This is a genomic window from Mesorhizobium sp. 128a, assembly GCF_053848025.1.
Window position 1 is genome coordinate 96,412 of the sequence record NZ_JBSPKY010000010.1, and the last position, 16,622, is coordinate 113,033.

At 63.2% G+C, this 16,622-nt stretch carries 16 protein-coding genes; 10 read left to right on the plus strand and 6 right to left on the minus strand.

The window, feature by feature from the left end; translation table 11 throughout:
- Positions 1 to 29: 29 nt before the first annotated feature.
- From ACWTU9_RS17785 to lptF, 3 genes are read right to left on the minus strand one after another with little or no spacing between them, the layout of a single operon-like run.
- A complete protein-coding gene (locus ACWTU9_RS17785; RefSeq protein WP_455859408.1) occupies positions 30 to 2,456 on the minus strand; it encodes an LPS-assembly protein LptD in 2,427 nt (808 codons plus the stop codon).
- Entirely contained in the window at positions 2,456 to 3,538 is a 1,083-nt protein-coding gene (gene lptG, locus ACWTU9_RS17790) for an LPS export ABC transporter permease LptG (RefSeq protein ID WP_454588328.1), read from the minus strand. The genes ACWTU9_RS17785 and lptG overlap by 1 nt, the downstream gene beginning before the upstream one ends.
- 2 nt (positions 3,539 to 3,540) lie before the next feature.
- Entirely contained in the window at positions 3,541 to 4,740 is a 1,200-nt protein-coding gene (lptF, locus tag ACWTU9_RS17795) for an LPS export ABC transporter permease LptF (RefSeq protein ID WP_455859409.1), read from the minus strand.
- A 160-nt stretch (positions 4,741 to 4,900) separates the two neighbouring features.
- Between lptF and ACWTU9_RS17800 the strand changes: the two genes are divergently transcribed.
- From ACWTU9_RS17800 to ACWTU9_RS17810, 3 genes are read left to right on the plus strand one after another with little or no spacing between them, the layout of a single operon-like run.
- Positions 4,901 to 5,065: a hypothetical protein gene (locus ACWTU9_RS17800; RefSeq protein ID WP_455859410.1), complete on the plus strand. Its 165-nt coding sequence runs from the start codon at positions 4,901 to 4,903 to the stop codon at positions 5,063 to 5,065.
- Between the two features lie 47 nt (positions 5,066 to 5,112).
- Entirely contained in the window at positions 5,113 to 6,603 is a 1,491-nt protein-coding gene (locus ACWTU9_RS17805) for a leucyl aminopeptidase (protein WP_455859411.1), read from the plus strand.
- 13 nt (positions 6,604 to 6,616) lie between these two features.
- Positions 6,617 to 7,066 (plus strand): DNA polymerase III subunit chi, encoded by a 450-nt coding sequence (locus tag ACWTU9_RS17810; RefSeq protein ID WP_455859412.1) that lies wholly within the window; start codon positions 6,617 to 6,619, stop codon positions 7,064 to 7,066.
- 5 nt (positions 7,067 to 7,071) lie between these two features.
- Here the strand turns inward: ACWTU9_RS17810 and ACWTU9_RS17815 are convergent, their stop codons facing one another.
- Complete coding sequence (locus ACWTU9_RS17815; RefSeq protein ID WP_455859413.1) at positions 7,072 to 7,569, minus strand: T6SS immunity protein Tdi1 domain-containing protein; 498 nt, start codon at positions 7,567 to 7,569, stop codon at positions 7,072 to 7,074.
- Between the two features lie 258 nt (positions 7,570 to 7,827).
- Between ACWTU9_RS17815 and ACWTU9_RS17820 the strand changes: the two genes are divergently transcribed.
- Genes ACWTU9_RS17820 through ACWTU9_RS17845 form a run of 6 tightly spaced genes read left to right on the plus strand, consistent with a single transcriptional unit; the run spans position 7,828 to position 14,008 of the window.
- The gene (locus ACWTU9_RS17820) at positions 7,828 to 8,817 is read left to right on the plus strand and encodes a 3-oxoacyl-[acyl-carrier-protein] synthase III C-terminal domain-containing protein (RefSeq protein ID WP_455859414.1); all 990 of its coding nucleotides are present in this window, start codon (positions 7,828 to 7,830) and stop codon (positions 8,815 to 8,817) included.
- 2 nt (positions 8,818 to 8,819) lie between these two features.
- Complete coding sequence (locus ACWTU9_RS17825; RefSeq protein WP_455859415.1) at positions 8,820 to 9,812, plus strand: NAD-dependent epimerase/dehydratase family protein; 993 nt, start codon at positions 8,820 to 8,822, stop codon at positions 9,810 to 9,812.
- The gene (locus ACWTU9_RS17830; RefSeq protein WP_455859416.1) at positions 9,809 to 10,633 is read left to right on the plus strand and encodes an MBL fold metallo-hydrolase; all 825 of its coding nucleotides are present in this window, start codon (positions 9,809 to 9,811) and stop codon (positions 10,631 to 10,633) included. Before ACWTU9_RS17825 ends, ACWTU9_RS17830 begins: the two co-directional genes overlap by 4 nt.
- Positions 10,630 to 11,880, plus strand: coding sequence for a F390 synthetase-related protein (locus ACWTU9_RS17835; RefSeq protein ID WP_455859417.1), 1,251 nt, complete (start codon positions 10,630 to 10,632; stop codon positions 11,878 to 11,880). Before ACWTU9_RS17830 ends, ACWTU9_RS17835 begins: the two co-directional genes overlap by 4 nt.
- A complete protein-coding gene (locus ACWTU9_RS17840; protein WP_455859418.1) occupies positions 11,877 to 13,010 on the plus strand; it encodes a GNAT family N-acetyltransferase in 1,134 nt (377 codons plus the stop codon). The genes ACWTU9_RS17835 and ACWTU9_RS17840 overlap by 4 nt, the downstream gene beginning before the upstream one ends.
- Complete coding sequence (locus ACWTU9_RS17845) at positions 13,007 to 14,008, plus strand: Rieske 2Fe-2S domain-containing protein (protein ID WP_455859419.1); 1,002 nt, start codon at positions 13,007 to 13,009, stop codon at positions 14,006 to 14,008. The genes ACWTU9_RS17840 and ACWTU9_RS17845 overlap by 4 nt, the downstream gene beginning before the upstream one ends.
- 18 nt (positions 14,009 to 14,026) lie before the next feature.
- On the opposite strand, the gene ACWTU9_RS17850 is transcribed toward ACWTU9_RS17845, so the two are convergent.
- Entirely contained in the window at positions 14,027 to 15,184 is a 1,158-nt protein-coding gene (locus ACWTU9_RS17850) for a hypothetical protein (protein ID WP_455859420.1), read from the minus strand.
- Positions 15,185 to 15,363: 179 nt separating this feature from the next.
- Positions 15,364 to 15,837 carry a carboxymuconolactone decarboxylase family protein gene (locus tag ACWTU9_RS17855; protein ID WP_455859421.1) on the minus strand — a complete coding sequence of 158 codons (474 nt, stop codon included), beginning with the start codon at positions 15,835 to 15,837 and terminating at the stop codon, positions 15,364 to 15,366.
- 85 nt (positions 15,838 to 15,922) lie between these two features.
- Here ACWTU9_RS17855 and ACWTU9_RS17860 point away from each other — a divergent pair, with 85 nt between their 5' ends.
- On the plus strand, positions 15,923 to 16,582 hold the full coding sequence (locus ACWTU9_RS17860; protein ID WP_455859422.1) for a TetR/AcrR family transcriptional regulator: 660 nt from the start codon (positions 15,923 to 15,925) through the stop codon (positions 16,580 to 16,582).
- Positions 16,583 to 16,622: the final 40 nt, after the last annotated feature.

Here is a 16,622-nt window from a genome sequence, read left to right on the forward strand (position 1 = left end):
ATGCGGCAAAACGATGTCGTCAGCCGGCTCTACTGGATCGAGTCGATCGAGCTTTGTGACGAACCGAAATCGCCGAGCGTGCGGAAAGACAGGTTGAAGCCGACATTCTGCGACACTTCCTTCGTGATGAGGTCGCGCGATTCCGAGAACGTCATCAGATAGGTGAAGCAGGAATCATTGTAGGCAAAGCCGACGCCGTCCTTGACCAGCACGCTTTGCTGCAGGTCGTAGGTGCCGGTGCCGAACACGCGCCAGTTTTCGGCCAGGTGCGTCGAGGCGCCGAGCGTCACTTCATGGCGATCGGTGGTGAACCCGTAGAGCGGCTGCGCCTGGATGAAAGCGTATTTGGCACTCAGCGAAACCGGCAGGCCGGAATAGGCGGCCTTCACCTCGGCACGGCGAACTTCGAAGCTCTGCTCGTCGAAGCGGCCGCTGAACGAACCCGAGAAGCCGCTCGGGCTGCTGAAGCCGATGAGGCCAACATAATCGGAGGTCTCGGTTTCCAACCCCGAATCGGCCCCCGCATTGACCAGATCCGGGGAATCGAACGAGTTGCGGCCGCCCAGCTGGTAGGATTGGCCGAAGATGGCGTTGGTGCCCCAGCCATTGTCGTAGGCGCCGGAGTAGCGGAACCCGACATTGGCGCGGGTGCCGCCTTCGACGCGGTCGTAGCCGGAGAACTTGTCGCGCTCGAACAGGGTCGTGGCGTCGAAGACGAAGCTCTGCGCATCCTCGTTGGGAACGGCGAGCCCGCCGACATATTGCTCGTTCGGGCGCACGAAGACCTGCGCCATCGGCTCGACGATGTGGCTGGAGCCGATCATCGAAAACAGCACCGGCCAGCGCATTTCAAGTCCTGCGGTCGCCATATAACGAGCGAAGGAGGACCGCATGTCGTCGGTGGTGTCTATTCGAGGATCGGCCGCCATCTTGTTGATCTCAACAAGGGAAGCCGACGAAGCGTTGAGGTAGTCGACGTCGCCCTGCAGGGCCAGAAGCGGCGTCAGCTGCAAACCGCCGTCGGTGGTGAAGGTACGCTTCCACTCGGCCTCGGTGGTGAGGCGGCCGGATTCACCCTCGATGCCACGCACACGCTGGACGCCCGATGCCGGCGTATTGGGGGTGAAGTAGGCCTCGTCGAGGTCGTCGCGGCGGATGACCCGCGCATTGACGTTGAATGACAGCTGGCCGCCGGCCACCGACATGTCGGGAATGTAGGCATAATCGAGCGAGGGCAGCACCCAGGGCTGCTTGTCGCTGCGCGCCGCAATGTTGCTGTCCAGCGTGTTTTCCTGAACCTGGAAGCGCATGGCGCGCACATCGAAATAGTTGCGGTCGTTGAGGCCGGTCAGGTAGACCGAGGATTGGTGCACGTAGTCGTTGTAGCCGTCGATCGTGTAGGTGCGCGAAAAATTCTTGTCGCTCTGCAGCAGGATGTCCCAGCCGAAATCCCAGCGCGGATTGATGGCGAACTGGCCTTTGGTGCCCATCATGCCGCGGAACTTGTTGGGGTCGCCCGGTTCACCCGAATTAACGTTGTGCCCGAAATCGTCGATGAATTCGTCCGGATTCTCCTGACGGATGCCGGCGATCTTCAGCGTGTACTGGCCATTGTTGAAGCGCTGGCGCCACTCGGCCTCGCCGAGGAAACCCTGCTTGGTATAGCCGCTGCCGGTGACGGTGAGGTCGTAGGTCGGCGACAAAGCGAAATAGTAGGGGACTTTGACGCCGACGCCCAGATCGGTGTTGTAGGCAATGCTGGGGATCAGGAAGCCGCTTTTGCGCTTGACCGTCGGATCGGCGATCTCGAATGCCGGCAGATAGGCCAGCGGGAAGCCGAAGAATTCGAAATTCGCGTTCTCGAAGCGAACCGTCTTCTTTTCGCCGTTCCAGATGATCTTTCTGGCTTTGACCCGCCAGGTCGGCGCCTTGTCCGGCTTGTCCTCGCAAGGCTCGCAGGCCGTATAGACGCCATTGTGGAACGTTGTCAGCACGCCGCCCATGCGCTCGGCGCTTTCGGCGGCGAAATAGGCCTTTTCGGGTGTTTCGACGCGCAGCGCATTGACGAACCCGTCGGCGAAATCGTCGGTAATATCGATGTGCTGCGAGTTGATCTTGGTGCCGTCGCTGTTGACGATCTCGACATTGCCGCTGGCGACGAGCCGCTTGGTGTTGCGATCATACACGACGCGCTGGGCGACGAGCTTGTTGCCGCCGTAGTCGATCTGGACGCCGCCGATGGCGGTGACCGTCTGGTTGTCGTTGTTATAGACGAGCGTGTCGGCCGCCAGCAGCATCTGGGTGCCGGAGGGAACCTTCGTTGCCATGTCGGTGACGTCCTGCGCCAGCGCTGGAGCCATGGGCACACCGCAAGCGAGCAGACATGCCAAGGCGCTCGCCGAATAAAGGCGCGCCAAACCGGCCTGCCTATGGCTGCGCAAAGCCGCTTCCCTCACTAGCCGTCTTCCTTGTATAGCAGGAATGTCACCCCAAAGAACATAGCCACGACAACCGGAACCCATGCAGCCACGGCTGTGGGCACGAATCCCGCCACGCCGAATGCCTTGACCAATACCGAAACGACATAAAGCAGAAAGCCGGCGAGGACGCCACCCAGAATCATCGTTGCCGACTGCCCCATCCTCGCAAATCGCATTGAAACTGTTGCCGCAATCAGCGTCATGGCCACAAGCAGAAACGGTAACGCCACGAGCGAATCGAACTGCATGGCGAAGGCATTTGCCTTGAGGCCGAAGGAGCGGGCAACCTCAATCTTGCCGGGAAGCTCGTAAAACGGAATGGTTTCGGGGCGCGCCAGCCGCTCCTGCACGAACTCCGGCTTGAGGTTGGTCGGCAACTGGTCGGTCGCTTCCGAGCGGATGTTGCCGTCCTTGAACACCTTGACGTCCTGCAATTCCCAATAACCGTCGCGCAGGAAAGCCCGCACCGCGTCCTTGCGCTCGACGATATTGCCTTGCGGATCGAGAACGAAGAACACAGCGTCGGCCATCTCCAGGCCCTGGTTGAGGATGGCGCGGGCGCCGATGATGGTGTCACCGGAACTGGTTTTCTGGCGGATCCACGGCGTGGCATCGGCCGCCACCGCGTTCGAATTGCCGGACCGCAGCTGGTTTTCCATCTGCTCCGACCAGGAAAAGCCGTGCGCCGCGATCGGATTGAGCACGCCGACCGACAGGGCGCCGAATAACAACGCACCGATGCAGCAGGGCAACAGGAACTGCCAGGCCGACACGCCGGCCGAACGCGCAATCACCAACTCGTATTTGCGGTTGAGCGAGACCAGCGTCGCCATCGCCGAAAACAGGCCGACAAACGGAACCGTCTGCAGCATGATCATCGGCATCCTCAGCGCCGAGATGGCGACCGCCGTACCGTAGGTGAAGCCCGGCAGGCCGGTGATGCGGCCGGACAGTTCGGTGAAGTCGATCAGGAACACCAGCGCCAGAAGGCCGATAAAGAACCAGATCGTGATCGACACGTAGCGAAAGAAAAAGTAGCGGCCCAAGGTCCAGCCCATCGTCAGGCTCCCTGGCCGGATGTGTAGCGCCGGCTCAGACGCAGCTTGAGCGCCGTCCAGCCATCGCTGACTCGGCCGGCGAAATTCGTCAGCCAGTCGGCCCAGCTGCCGGGCAGTTCCATGCTGCGCGAGGTGACGATGAACCAGATGGCGACCGCCGAGGCGACGATCGGCACGCCATAGACCATGTACGCATATTGCGGGACCTTGTCGGCTTTCCCGGCGGCAAAAAAGCCCAGCCAGCGCACGAACAGGGCAATGGCAATGGCTGTGATCAGCGGATGGATACGCGCCTCACGGTGCGAGCGCGCATCGCCTGCCACGGCCAGAGCGATCAGCGCGAACACCAGCGAATATGACCATTCGGAAAAGCGCTGGTCGAGCTCGGCCTTGTAGGCGCCGGGCCTGCGCTGGAAGATTTTGTCGTTGGGGTCCGGGTTGAGCAGGTACTGCGTCGTTCGGTCCTTGGGCAGGAGCAGGATGTCGTTCGCCGCCGACATGAAGGCGGACAGATCGAAGGCGTAGGAGGTGAAGCGGATGACCGACAGGTCGCCGGTCAGCGACTTGCGATGAATGACGCCGTCATTCATCATCAGCACCTTCTCGTCACCCTTTTCGACGATGCTGCCGCTCTTGGCATAATAGATCAGATTGGCGCCTTCCTCGCGCGAATCGGCGACGAAGATGCCGCCAAGCCGGTTGTCCGGCAGCCGATCGCCGACCTGCAGGAACAGCCCGTCGTCGATCTTGCGGAAGGTGCCTTCCTGGATGATCAGCGACAAGAGATCGGCGCGCGAGGATGCGATCAGCTGGCGGTTCTTCTGCCTAGCATAGGGTTCGATCCCATTGTCGACGGCGAAGGAAAAGACGCTGGCGGCCAGCGCGAGCAAAAGGATTGGTCGCGCGATCGTCCAGCGCGAGGCGCCGGCGGCGTTGATAACGGCCAGTTCCGAATCGGAGTTCATGACGCTGAGCGTCTGGGCAACCGCCACCACCAGGGCGAACGGCACCACGATCGGGATGATCGTGGGGATGATGAGGGCCGCGACCTCGAAGAACGTCAGCGCCGATTGGCCGTTGTCGGTGACGAGGTCGATGCGGGCGAGCACCTGCGTCGTCCAGACAATGGCCAGCGTCCAGATCAGCGCAGCGAGAAACACCGCCAGCGCGCGACGCATGATGTAGCGTTCAACGACCTTCATGTAAGGCTTTTCTCGATTTGCCGAACGGCATCATGCCCGCAGACAAGGTAGTAGTCCGGCTGCGCCTGTACAACTGGGTCTGCAAAGCCTTTCCATCTCAGCGGATCGATCCGATTTCCGTCCCCCATCGCCCGTCCCGCGGGCCGGAGTGTCGGCGGCAATGGATAAGAAAGCGAGAACATCGATGGTTAACAACAGGTTGCGGCAGGAAAGCGGGGCCGTGCCGCGACGAATCGTCATCGATTCCACAGCGCATATGGGCCTCGATTCCGGCAAAGTCTTGCCAAATGAAGGAAAACGACCAAATGTCGCGCATCTTCCCTGAAAACCATCTTCCCTGAAAATCCGAGCCGTTTCCGAAAGCAGGACCTGATGACTTTGAGACCGTTGATCGCCTTCGCCAAATTTGCCGCGCCCAAAAAGGGCAGCGTCTTCGTGCTGGCGGCCGACGATGGCGGTCTTGGCGAGCCGGCAAAGGCTTGCGATCCGGAGGGAACGCTGGCGCGGGCGTTTCCGGTGGCGGATTTTTCCGGAAAATTCGCCAGTGTGGTCGAAGTGCTGGCGCCGCAGGGAACATCGCTCGACCGGCTGTTGGGGGTCGGCACCGGCAAACTCTCCAGCCTCGATGACTTTGCCTGGCTGAAGCTTGGCGGCACCATTGCCGCATCCCTGCGCAAGGCGACCGAAGTGGCCGTCATTCTCGATGTACCGGGCGCAAAAATTGGCGGCAGGCAAGCGGCGAACCTTGCCGCCGGCATCATCCTGCGCAGCTACTCCTTCGACAAATACAAAACCAGGAAGGACAAGGAAGACGCCGAGCCGAAGAAGCCGATCAAGGTGACCATCCACACTGCGGATCCGGCCGCCGCGAAAAAGGCGTTCACCGACGAAGTGGCGGTCATCGACGGCGTGCTCCTGGCGCGCGACCTGGTCAACGAACCCGCCAATGCGCTCGGCCCGGTCGAATTCGCCGCCCGCGCCAAGGAACTGGAAGCGCTCGGCGTCGAGGTAGAGATCCTCACCGAGAAGGAAATGAAGAAGCTCGGCATGGGCTCGCTGCTCGGTGTCGCGCAGGGCTCGCCGCGCGGCGCCCGCATGGCCGTCATGCAATGGAAGGGCGGCAAGGCCAAGGACGCACCGGTCGCCTTCGTCGGCAAGGGCGTTACCTTCGACACTGGCGGCAATTCGATGAAGCCGGCTTCCGGCATGGAAGACATGAAGGGCGACATGGGCGGTGCCGCGGCCGTCGTCGGGCTCATCCAGGCGCTCGCCGCGCGCAAGGCCAAAGCCAATGTTGTCGGCGTCATCGGGCTGGCGGAAAATGCCGTCGACGGCCACGCCCAGCGCCCAGGCGACATCGTCACCTCGATGTCGGGCCAGACTATCGAAGTGCTCAACACCGATGCCGAAGGCCGCCTCGTGCTGGCCGATGCGCTGTGGTATTGCAACGACCGCTTCCAGCCGAAATTCATGGTCAATCTGGCGACGCTGACAGGCGCCGTCATGGTCGCGCTCGGCCAGCACTATGCCGGCCTGTTCTCCAACAATGACGAACTGTCGGACAGGTTGACGGCGGCCGGCCAGGCGACGCAGGAGCGGCTGTGGCGCATGCCGCTTGGGCCCGAATACGACAAGCTGATCGATTCCAAGAATGCCGACATGAAAAACATCGGCGGCCGTTATGGCGGCGCCATCATCGCCGCGCAGTTCCTGCAGCGCTTCGTCAAGGAAACGCCGTGGGCGCATCTCGACATCGCCGGCACCGCGATGGGCTCGCCGCCGAGCGAGATCAACCAGTCCTGGGGCTCGGGTTTCGGTGTCAGGCTGCTCGATCGCCTGGTGCGCGACAATTACGAGGGATAAAGCCTTTCCTGCCATGGCCGATGTCCTGTTTTATCATCTGACCGAATCGACGCTTGAGGATGCGCTGCCGAGCTTGCTCGAGCGCAGTGTCGATCGCGGATGGCGCGCCGTGGTGCAGACCGGCACCGAAGAGCGGCGCGACGCGCTCGACCAGCATTTGTGGACGTTCAGGGACGATTCGTTCCTGGCCCATGCGACCGATCGCGAAGCCTATCCCGCCGAGCAGCCGATCCTCCTGACCACGAGCGAGGCCAATCCCAACCAGGCGCAGATACGCTTCCTCGTCGATGCCGCAGCGCCCGCGGATCTCGCCGGCTACGAACGCGCCGTGTTCCTGTTCGACGGCCATGATGCAGCCCAGGTCGAAGGCGCCCGGACGCATTGGAAAGTGCTGAAAGAGGCCGGCCACGCCGTGACCTACTGGCAGCAGACGCCCGACCGGCGCTGGGAGCGCAAGGCGTAGGGAGGTCAGCTGTCGCTGATTGTAACCTTGTTTATTTTAGTGCCCTGCGGAAGATCCTTCACCTGCCGGTGAATCTGGCCTGCGATATGAACCTTCACCACGAAAAACGTGGTTTCCATCTCGCGGACGTTCATTTCGCCACCGAGCACTGGCGGCTTTTTAAAATCATAGCATTGGCCAGCTGCGGGAATTAGTCCGTTCTTTTGGGCGGCAATGACAAGACCCGCCAACAGCAGTTCATCGCGGCGCGTTTCGTTCTGTAGGATGGCCTGAAATTCCGCCCAGTTTCTGGCGACTCTGCCCAATTGTCCGTCAAGCATGTCGAGATGGTGAATTGACCCATCGCGGGCACGGAAAAATATGTCACCGAAGGTCGAAACCACGGCAGGTTCCAACCCATCCAGCCCGATCCATTTCCAGCCGTCCAGAGCCTCCGCAACATCCTCGGCGGATGGTTCGATAAACAGGAATTGAAGTTCACCCGGCCATTCGGCCCTGACCAAGCCTTTTGTGTTGGCTTCAATTGTTTCGCCGCTCTTTCTTCGGCTCAGTTTTGGATCCGCCGAAAATCGACGAAACAAAGCGGGAAAAAGAACTGGCCATAGCTGCCTCCGTGCCGAGCCTATACTTGCACGAGACTCCGGTCAAAATTCAATATGTGTTTCCATATTTCCCGCGCATTCGTCTTGTTCCGATGATGGCCATAACGCTGGATCCGTCTTATGGATTAGGCAGATGCAGGCTCATTTGGCGGGCTGAGAATGCGGGTCAAGATCATCGGAACCGGTCGGGCCGTGCCGGCCCAATGCGTGACGTCGCGTTCTCTCGACGCACGGCTGGGGCTTGGCGATGGCCATCTCGAAGCTGCAACCGGCGTCATCGAACGCTATGTCTGCGAGGCCGAATCGCAAGTCGATCTCGCCTGTGCGGCGGCGCGGCTGGCGCTCACCGATGCCAAGATCGAGGCCGGCAGCATCGATCTGGTCATCGGCGGTTGCGGCGTGCCTTACCAGCCGCTGCCGGCAACTGCACCGCTGGTCATGCAGCGCCTGGGCCTGGCGGATGGATTGGCCGCCGCCTTCGACGTCAACAGCACCTGCCTCGGCTTCCTCACCGCCTTCGAGACCGCATCGCGCCTGATCGAGGCCGGGCAATGCCGCACCGCGCTGGTGTTTTCCTCAGAGATCGCATCGCGCGCGCTGCCGTGGCAGGACCGACCGGACATCGCGGCCCTGTTCGGCGATGGCGCCGCTGCCGCGGTCGTGCAACAGGTGGCAACCGGCGAGGGCAGGGTGGCGGCCAATCTGATGCGCACCTATCCCTCGGCCTACGAGGCCTGCAGCATCGGCTCCGGCGGCACGCGTTTCGACTTTCATCGCCAGCCCGAGGAATTCGCCCGCCACAGCCTGTTCCACATGGACGGCAAGGAGCTGTTCCGCGTCACCTCGCGCCATTTCAGCGGTTTCGTTGTCGAATTGCTCGACCGCGCCGGCTGGCGGCGCGACGATGTCGATGTCGTCGTGCCACATCAGGCAAGTCCGTTTGCGCTCGCCCATATGGCGCGCCAGACCGGTTTTTCACCGGAGAAACTCGTCAATATCGCGGCCAATTTTGGCAACCAGATCGCGGCGTCCATTCCGTTCGCGCTCGATGTCGCGCGCTGTGAGCGACGCATTGCGCCAGGCGCCAAAGTGCTGTTCCTCGGCACCTCGGCCGGCGTATCGCTCGGCGGCATGGCGCTGGAAGCCTGACCGTGGGGCGCGTGCTCGTCACCGGCGCCAGCGGCTTCCTCGGGGCACAGGTCATGGCGCGGCTGGCGGCATTGGGCACACCGGCGCTCGGCACCGGCCGCGACACCGGACGTTGCGCTGCGCTCGAAGCCGTCGGCCATCGGGTCGTTCGGCTCGATCTGTCCCAACCATTCGACGCTGCTGCCGAACGCGCTCTCGGAACCGTCGATGCGATCGTCCATTGCGCGGCCCTTTCGGCGCCCTTCGGCCGGCTGGCGGATTTCGAGACGGCCAATGTCACGGCAACGCGCAACCTCGCCGATTTCGCCCGCCGGAGAGGCGTGCGCCGCTTCGTCCATATCTCCAGCCCGACGGTTTGTTTCGCCTATCGCGACCAGCTCGGCGTCAGCGAAGATGCTGCTTTGCCCCCTCCGGTCAACCACTATGCCCGCACCAAGCGGCAGGGCGAGGAGATCGTGCTGGCGGTGCCCGAAATCGGTCCGGCGGTGCTGCGTCCGCGCGGCATCTATGGCGTCGGCGACCGCACATTGCTGCCGCGCCTGCTGCAGGTGGCGCGGCAGCGCCCGCTGCCGCTGTTTCGCGATGGTCGGGCGCGCATCGATCTCACTTACATCGAGGACGTCGTCGACGCGGTGCTTGCCGCACTGTCTGCCGGTAGTGCCGCCGAGGGTCAGATTTTCAACATCTCCGGCGGCGAGGTGGTGCCGGTGCGCCGCATTGCCGAGGCGGCCTGCGCCCGCGCGGGCGTGCGGGCGCGCTGGCGCAAAATGCCGCTTTTGCCCGCAATGCTGGCAGCCGGGCTGGCGGAGACGGTGGCTGAGCTTCTGCCCGGCCGGCCTGAACCGCCGGTGACGCGCTACGGTCTCGGCTTGTTCGCCTATGCGCAGAGCCTGGACATTGCCAAGGCCGGCCGCATCCTCGGTTGGGTGCCGAAAGTGTCGTTCGAGGAAGGGCTCGACCGCACATTCGGCAAGGCGACGGAGGGGGCTGCGTGAAGATCGTCTTCGCCAACAGTGCCTGGGTCAATGCGGCCGAGCGCCTGATCCTGCGAGGCGGGAGCTGGACGAGCGTGCGGCTCAGGGTCCGCTATGGGTTGATCCTGCATCCGCAGGTCGGCCCCGTGCTTATCGATACCGGTTACACACCGCACGTAACTCATGCACGCGGGCGCGGCACCGCGCTGCGTCTCTACAGTGCGATCCTTGGGCCCGAACTCAACGAGGCCGAGCAGCCGCTGTCGGTTCTGGCGCGCTTCGGCCTGTCGCTGGAAGATGTGCGCACGGTCATCGTCACCCACTTCCATGCCGACCACATGTCGGGCCTGTCGCTGTTCCCCCACGCCCACTTCATCGCCAATGACGCCGCCTGGGCGAGGATCAGGGCCAAGACAGCTCGGCAGAATCTGCGCCATGGCGTGTTCAAGGAACTGTTTCCCCCTGATTTTGAGACCCGGCTCGACCGGCTGTCGTCGAAGCGGCGAATCGAGCCGCGCGGCGGCGTGCCCGGTGGCGCCGATCTGTTCGGCGACGGCAGCGTCGTCGCCGTCGATCTTCCCGGCCATGCCGATGGCCAGTTCGGCCTGCTGTTCCCCGATCTGGAGCGGCCGCTGCTCTACGCCGTCGATGCGCAATGGTTGATCAGGGCTCTGGTCGAAAACCGGACGCCCGGTCTTCCGGCTACCCTGCTGGCCGAAGATGCCGCCGCGCTCGAGCCAACCAGCGCGATGGTGCGCCGGTTTCTGGCAACCGGCGGCGAGGTCGTGCTTTGCCATGACCCAGCGGTGACGTCCTACGATCTGGGCGGAGAAAACCCATGAACGGGCCGGCCGAGGCGATCGGCTCATTCGCCTTGACGCAATGGGCTTCGCGCAAGGGCCGCGAGAGTTTCGAGCGCTGGCAGGCGCATGCCTTGCGCCGCTTTCTCGATCGCGACCTGCCGCGTGCGCCGTTCTACGGCAAGGCGCCGCTCCATCTCGGCGACCTGCCGGTGACCGACAAGGCGACGCTGATGGCCAATTTCGAGCGCTTCAACATCCACGGCATCTCGGCCGCCGAAGCCTGGAAGGCTCAAGGTGGCGATGGCCGCATCGGCGATCAGACTGTCGGCGCCAGCACCGGCACGTCGGGCAATCGCGGCCTGTTCGTCATTTCGGAAGCGGAAAAATACCGCTGGCTGGGCACGATCCTGGCCAAGGCGGCCGCCGATCTTCTGTTGCGCGGCATGCGCGTCGCCGTCGTCCTGCCGCAAAACACCGGGCTTTACGATAGTGCCCGCAAATCGCGCTTGGTCAAGCTCGCCTTCTTCGACCTGACGCGCGGCCCGGAGAATTGGCGCGCGGCGCTCGAGGATTTTGCGCCGACGGTGATCATCGCGCCGCCGAAAATGCTGCGATATTTTGCGGCCGAAACTTTTCGGCTGAAACCGCAGCGTGTGTTTTCAGCTGCCGAAACGCTCGATCCCATTGACCGGCCAGTTATCGAAAAATTCTTCGGCCGCCCGCTCGATCAGATCTACATGGCGACGGAAGGGCTGTTCGCCGTCACGTGCCGAAAGGGCGGGCTGCATCTGGCCGAGGATTCGGTGTACTTCGAGTTCCAACCGGCCGGCGACGGCCTGGTCATGCCACTCGTCACCGCCTTTCGCCGCCAAACCCAGATCATGGCGCGCTACCGGATGAATGATCTGTTGCGGCTTTCGCAAACACCATGCCGCTGCGGTTCGCCGCTGCGCAGCGTGGATGAGATCGTCGGCCGCATGGACGATGCCTTCCGGCTCGCCTCGCCGCACGGGAAGATTCTTGTGACGCCCGACATATTGCGCAATGCTGTGTTGAAGGCCGACCGGCGCATCGACGATTTCCGCCTGGTCCAGACCGCGCCTGACGCGATCGAACTCAGTCTCGAGCCCAAGCTTGCCGACGAAGCCGCTGCTGCCGCGCATCAGGCGGTGCGCACGCTGCTGGCGGCCCGCCAGGCGACAGCAACGGTCAGTCTGGTGCGCAAGGACCTGCCGCTGGAGACAGCCCGCAAGCTGCGCCGCGTCGAATGCCGGGTGCCGCTGTGAACGGGCCTGCCGCATTGCCACTCGGTCAACTGGACCAGGTTGAGAACAACCCGCGCGAGGTCGAAGCCTTCGTGCGGCTTTTCAACGAAGTGCCGGTGCGCGACCTCGTCCGCAATTTGACTGTGAAGGTCGAGGCTTTCGAGATCGCCGGCCGTTCCTTCCCGCTGACGCTGAACGACGCTGAGGGAGCGCCCAACTGCTATATCTGCTGCCCGTCCAGCGCCTATATCGACTACGCCATCGACGAGACCCGCAATTTCGTCTCATCGCCCTTGTTGCAAAAGGCAATCCGGGTGCTGATCGGCCTGTGCGCACCGCTGGTACGGGCCAGCGGCCTCGACCATCAGGTGCAGGTCAACAACTGGCTCTATTCGACCAATCCCGTGCCGCAGCTCGACCGCAAGGCGATCTCGGCGATCCGCGACGATCTCACGACGCGTTTTCCCGATCGCTCCATTGTCATCCGCTCGCTGAACGAGACCGCCGATCCCTGGACCATCGCGGCGCTGAAGCAGGAAGGGTTTCGCCTGCTGGCAGCGCGGCAGGTCTACATTTTTGCCGGCCGCGGTTCCGCCATGTCCAATGATATGAAGCGCGACCGCAAGCGGCTGCGCACGACGCCTTTCGAGACGGTCGGCAATGCCGATTTCATCGAGGCCGACTATGCCCGCTGCGAGGCGCTCTACCGGATGCTCTATCTCGACAAATACACGCCGCTGAACCCACACTATACCGCCCGCTATATCGGCGAGATGCACCGTCGCGGCGTCCTCAAGCTGGCGGGTCTGCGCCGTCCCGGCGGGGAACTGGTCGCAGTCACCGCGCTGTCGAAGAACGGCAGGACATTGACGCAGCCCATCGTCGGCTATGACACCGGCCTGCCTGTGAGCGAAGGTCTCTACCGCATGATGATGGCGCTGGCGCAGGACCATGCCATGGCGCACGGCCTGTTCTTCAATATGAGCGCCGGTGCCGCCGCCTTCAAACGCTTGCGCGGCGCGGTGGCGACAGTCGAATACAACGCCGTCTATGTCGGCCATCTGCCGCGCCACCAACGCGTGGCGGTGCGGATCATGGAAACCGTTCTGGCGCGGATAGGCATTCCCCTGCTCAGGAGATTCGAACTTTGAGCGAAACCCGGCAACAGGACAAAGACTATTGGCAGGCGGTGATGCGGTCCGCCGACATCAAAGCCAGGCCGAAGCGCATCCTGTTCGACGGCGCGCCGCTGGTTCTGTTCCGCTCGGCGCAGGGAATAGCAGCGCTGTTCGACCGCTGCGCCCACCGGCTGGTCGAACTGTCGACCGGCAAGGTCGTCGGCGGTGAGATCGAATGCCCCTATCATGGCTGGCGCTACAATGGCGGGGGACGCTGCACCGCCATTCCCGGCCATGTCGGAGATATCCCGCACTACCGTGTCCGCCGCTACAGCGCCATCGAGCGCGACGGCGTCGTCTTCGTGTCGTCGGGCACACCCGAGGCCGAGCCCTATCTCCACTGCATGCAAGGCCAGGATGTCGTCGTGAAGCGTGTGCGCAGTTCGGCGCAATCGAGCGTGCTCGACGCGGCCGAGAACATTCTCGACGCCACCCACACCCACTTCACCCACAAAGGTGTGCTGCGCGGTCTCACCGCAAAGCGCCATCTCGTGCGCGTCGAGGTGACCGGCGGCGAGGGCTGGGTCGAAAGCTGCTACACCGGCGAGGATCGCCAGCAAGGGCTGGTCAGTCGGCTTCTGGAAGGCGAGCGCGCCAGAACCATCGGCCGCTACCGTCATCCCGGCATCGTCGAACTGGAATATTGGGGCAAGGGCGGTCTGGCGCTGGCGACGACCTTCCATTTGCGTCAGGCCGACGAACGGACCGTCGAAGGCGTCGGCTGGCTCATCGGCCCGCGCCAGGGCCTGTTCGGCGAACTCAAGGCGCTTGCCTTCCGGCCGCTTTTTGCCTTCGCCCTGCAGCAGGATCGGCGCGTGCTGAAATCGGCAAGCGACAATGCCCGCATCCCGCCGCAAGTGCTGCCGGCGATCGGCCCGCTGGATTTCCTGCGCCGCGACATATCGGCAATCATGGCCGGCAAGATGCCGCCGGCCGCAGCGGAGCCAAGGATGTATCAGATCGAACTGTAGGAAACTGCGAGATCTCTTCTACGTCTGGTCCGGTCCATTCCACTCGATGTCGCGCGTCGAGGCGGCCTGCAGGCTGATGCGCTGGCGCAGTGCCGTGCCGGCGATCTCGGCTAGTGCGCGCCATTGCGCTTTTTCGGGCATGGTGTCGCCCGGCCAGTCGAGCAATTCGTCGGCCTCGCGCATGGTTTGGCGGAAGCGGCCAAGACCACCCGATCGCAGCGCCGCCGGCAATCCATAGATCCACATCGCCAGCCGCACCGTTTGCGGCGCCGTCACATCGGGTTTCACCTCGGCGCCGTCGTCCAGCACGGCATCCGCAAATCGCTGCGGATCGCGAAAGAAATGCAAGCCGCTCACGGCGCGGGGATTGCACTCCAGCGGCAGTACCGTTCCGTCCTTCTCGCGCATCAGGTCGAAGGAGATCTGGCCGGTCCAACTGGTGCCGGCGACGAAGGTTTCGACAAAGCGACGGGCAGCCGCATCCTCGACCGGCTCGAAACAGATGCCGGCACCCTTGCCGGCGCGGTAGAGCGAACGATAGGGCGCCAGCGCCTTGAGCTTGCCGTCCAGCGCCACCGCATAGGCACTGATCTCGTCGCCGGCGATGAAGCGCTGCGCCACCCACGGGGCGGCAGGTGAGGGGCGGACGGCGTCGAGTTCGCCTGGCGATGGTCGCAGCAGCACGTGTCTGGCGAAGCGCGACCATACCGGTTTGAACACCAACTCGCGCGAACGCTCGCCCACACCCGCCAGATCGGCGTCGCTCTGCAGCAGCGTTGTCTCCGGCGCGTCGAGGCCAAGGCTTTGCGCCAGCCGGATGAACGCATGCTTGTCGTGAACACGGGAAAGCATCGCCATATCGGGCGCGAACAGGCGGGCCGGCATGGCGCGGTCGCGCCAGAGCTGGCCGAGATAAAACACTTCCTCGCAAGTCGGGATAACGAGTTCGATGCCTTCGGCGCGGACAAGCGCTTCCACGGCCCTGCTATAGTCGTCGACAGCAAAGCGTGGCGCCGGCAGGCGATGGTAGGCGGCGCATGCCGTGCTCGCCGCGGCGATCGGCCGGGCAGGGGTGTCGGCCAGGATCACCCGCCGTCCGGCACCGTGCAACAGCCGCGCCAGATGCAACGCCACCGGCGCTCGGGCGCCCGTGACCAGCACTGTGCTACCTGCCATCGAAGATCTGCATCAAGCCCGCCCGTCCATCGCGACTCTCCCAGTCAGGCTTGCGCGAAATCGGCGGTGTTGACAACGTCCCGATGCAATTGGCGCGATGTGGAGCACGCCGCCATCGAAGCCGCCGACATGGCACGTCGATGACGCATCATGCCGGCTGTGTGCTGGCCAAATCGGCGCTACTCGCCGCCCATCTCTTTCTTGAACGTGTCGAAATCGACCTGCATGCCGTTGAAGATGGTGCTCCAGTGGCGGGTCAGCGCCGCCATTGCCACCGCCTCCTGGATCTCCTCGTCGGTCGCGCCGGCACGCTTGGCGTCCCGGGTGTCCGACCAGACGCAGTAATTGCACGGGATCTGCGCCGCCACCGCCAGCGAGATCAGCGACTTGACCTTCGGCGGCAGCGCCGTCTTGTCGCTGAGCTCGATTGCCTTGACCTCTGCCCATGCGCCGGGCAGACCAGCCTTCGGGAATTGCTTCACGAAGCTGGGCACGCCGCCCATGGTCGACTGGATGTCCTTGATGGTCGCATCATAGTCGTCAGCGCGCGTAGTGGGCGTGGCGGCCAGCGATAGCAGGCAGGCGGCGGCGGTGAGTATGGACACGCGACGGATAAAGAATTGCACGGATTTGCCAATGTGATGGGTAGACACGTTTTTCTCCTCTGGTCTTTGTTAGCCTTACGATGTAAGGTTATATGGAACGTGAACCTTACAGTGTAAGTTGTCAAGCGACGCCATGGACTCACAAATCAAAAAAAAGCGAGCACGCGGCCGGCTGTCCCGTGAAATGATCGAGGATGCCGCCTTCGAGGTGATTGAGCGGGAAGGGCTTGCCGGTTTTTCGATGCGCAAGCTCGCTGCCGCGCTCGGCTGCGAGGCGATGAGCATCTATCATCACTTCCCCTCGCTGGCGCATCTGCACGAAGCGCTGGTCGACCGGCTGGTCGGTGCGCTCGAAATCCCTGACGCCGACCTGCCGTGGCGGCAAAGGATGCGCATGGCCATGCAAGATTTCCGCCGCGTCGGCCGCGAGCATCCGGCGTTTGCGCCGTTCCTCGTTACCTACCGGATGAATTCGCCAACCTGCCTTGCCTGGCTAAACAGCGTTATGGGTCTGTTCGAAGCCGGCGGCTTCGGCACCGAGTTGGGGGCGCGGTTGTTCCGCACTGCCGGATACTACCTTATGGGCGCCATCCTCGACGAGACATCAGGCTATGCCAGGGGTCCGTCGGCGGTCAGCACGGTCAGCGACGAGCAACTGGCGCGCGATTTTCCCAAAGTCATGGCCGCCGGACGCTATTTCGGCACCGCCGAATTCGACGCGACATTCGAGCTCGGCCTCGACATGCTGCTGGATGAGATGGAACGCCTGCGCGACAGCGCCAACACAAGGTAGTTGTAGGCAAGCGCGTCCGAAAAGGCGCCGGCCAATCCAG

What these genes read in the sequence shown, in the direction of transcription:
- lptG (WP_454588328.1), bottom strand. Translation starts at nt 3,538, where the DNA reads ATGGGCTGGACCTTGGGCCGCTACTTTTTCTTTCGCTACGTGTCGATC.
- lptF (WP_455859409.1), bottom strand. Translation starts at nt 4,740, where the DNA reads ATGAAGGTCGTTGAACGCTACATCATGCGTCGCGCGCTGGCGGTGTTT.
- ACWTU9_RS17800 (WP_455859410.1), top strand. Translation starts at nt 4,901, where the DNA reads ATGGATAAGAAAGCGAGAACATCGATGGTTAACAACAGGTTGCGGCAG.
- ACWTU9_RS17805 (WP_455859411.1), top strand. Translation starts at nt 5,113, where the DNA reads ATGACTTTGAGACCGTTGATCGCCTTCGCCAAATTTGCCGCGCCCAAA.
- ACWTU9_RS17810 (WP_455859412.1), top strand. Translation starts at nt 6,617, where the DNA reads ATGGCCGATGTCCTGTTTTATCATCTGACCGAATCGACGCTTGAGGAT.
- ACWTU9_RS17820 (WP_455859414.1), top strand. Translation starts at nt 7,828, where the DNA reads ATGCGGGTCAAGATCATCGGAACCGGTCGGGCCGTGCCGGCCCAATGC.
- ACWTU9_RS17835 (WP_455859417.1), top strand. Translation starts at nt 10,630, where the DNA reads ATGAACGGGCCGGCCGAGGCGATCGGCTCATTCGCCTTGACGCAATGG.
- ACWTU9_RS17850 (WP_455859420.1), bottom strand. Translation starts at nt 15,184, where the DNA reads ATGGCAGGTAGCACAGTGCTGGTCACGGGCGCCCGAGCGCCGGTGGCG.
- ACWTU9_RS17860 (WP_455859422.1), top strand. Translation starts at nt 15,923, where the DNA reads ATGGACTCACAAATCAAAAAAAAGCGAGCACGCGGCCGGCTGTCCCGT.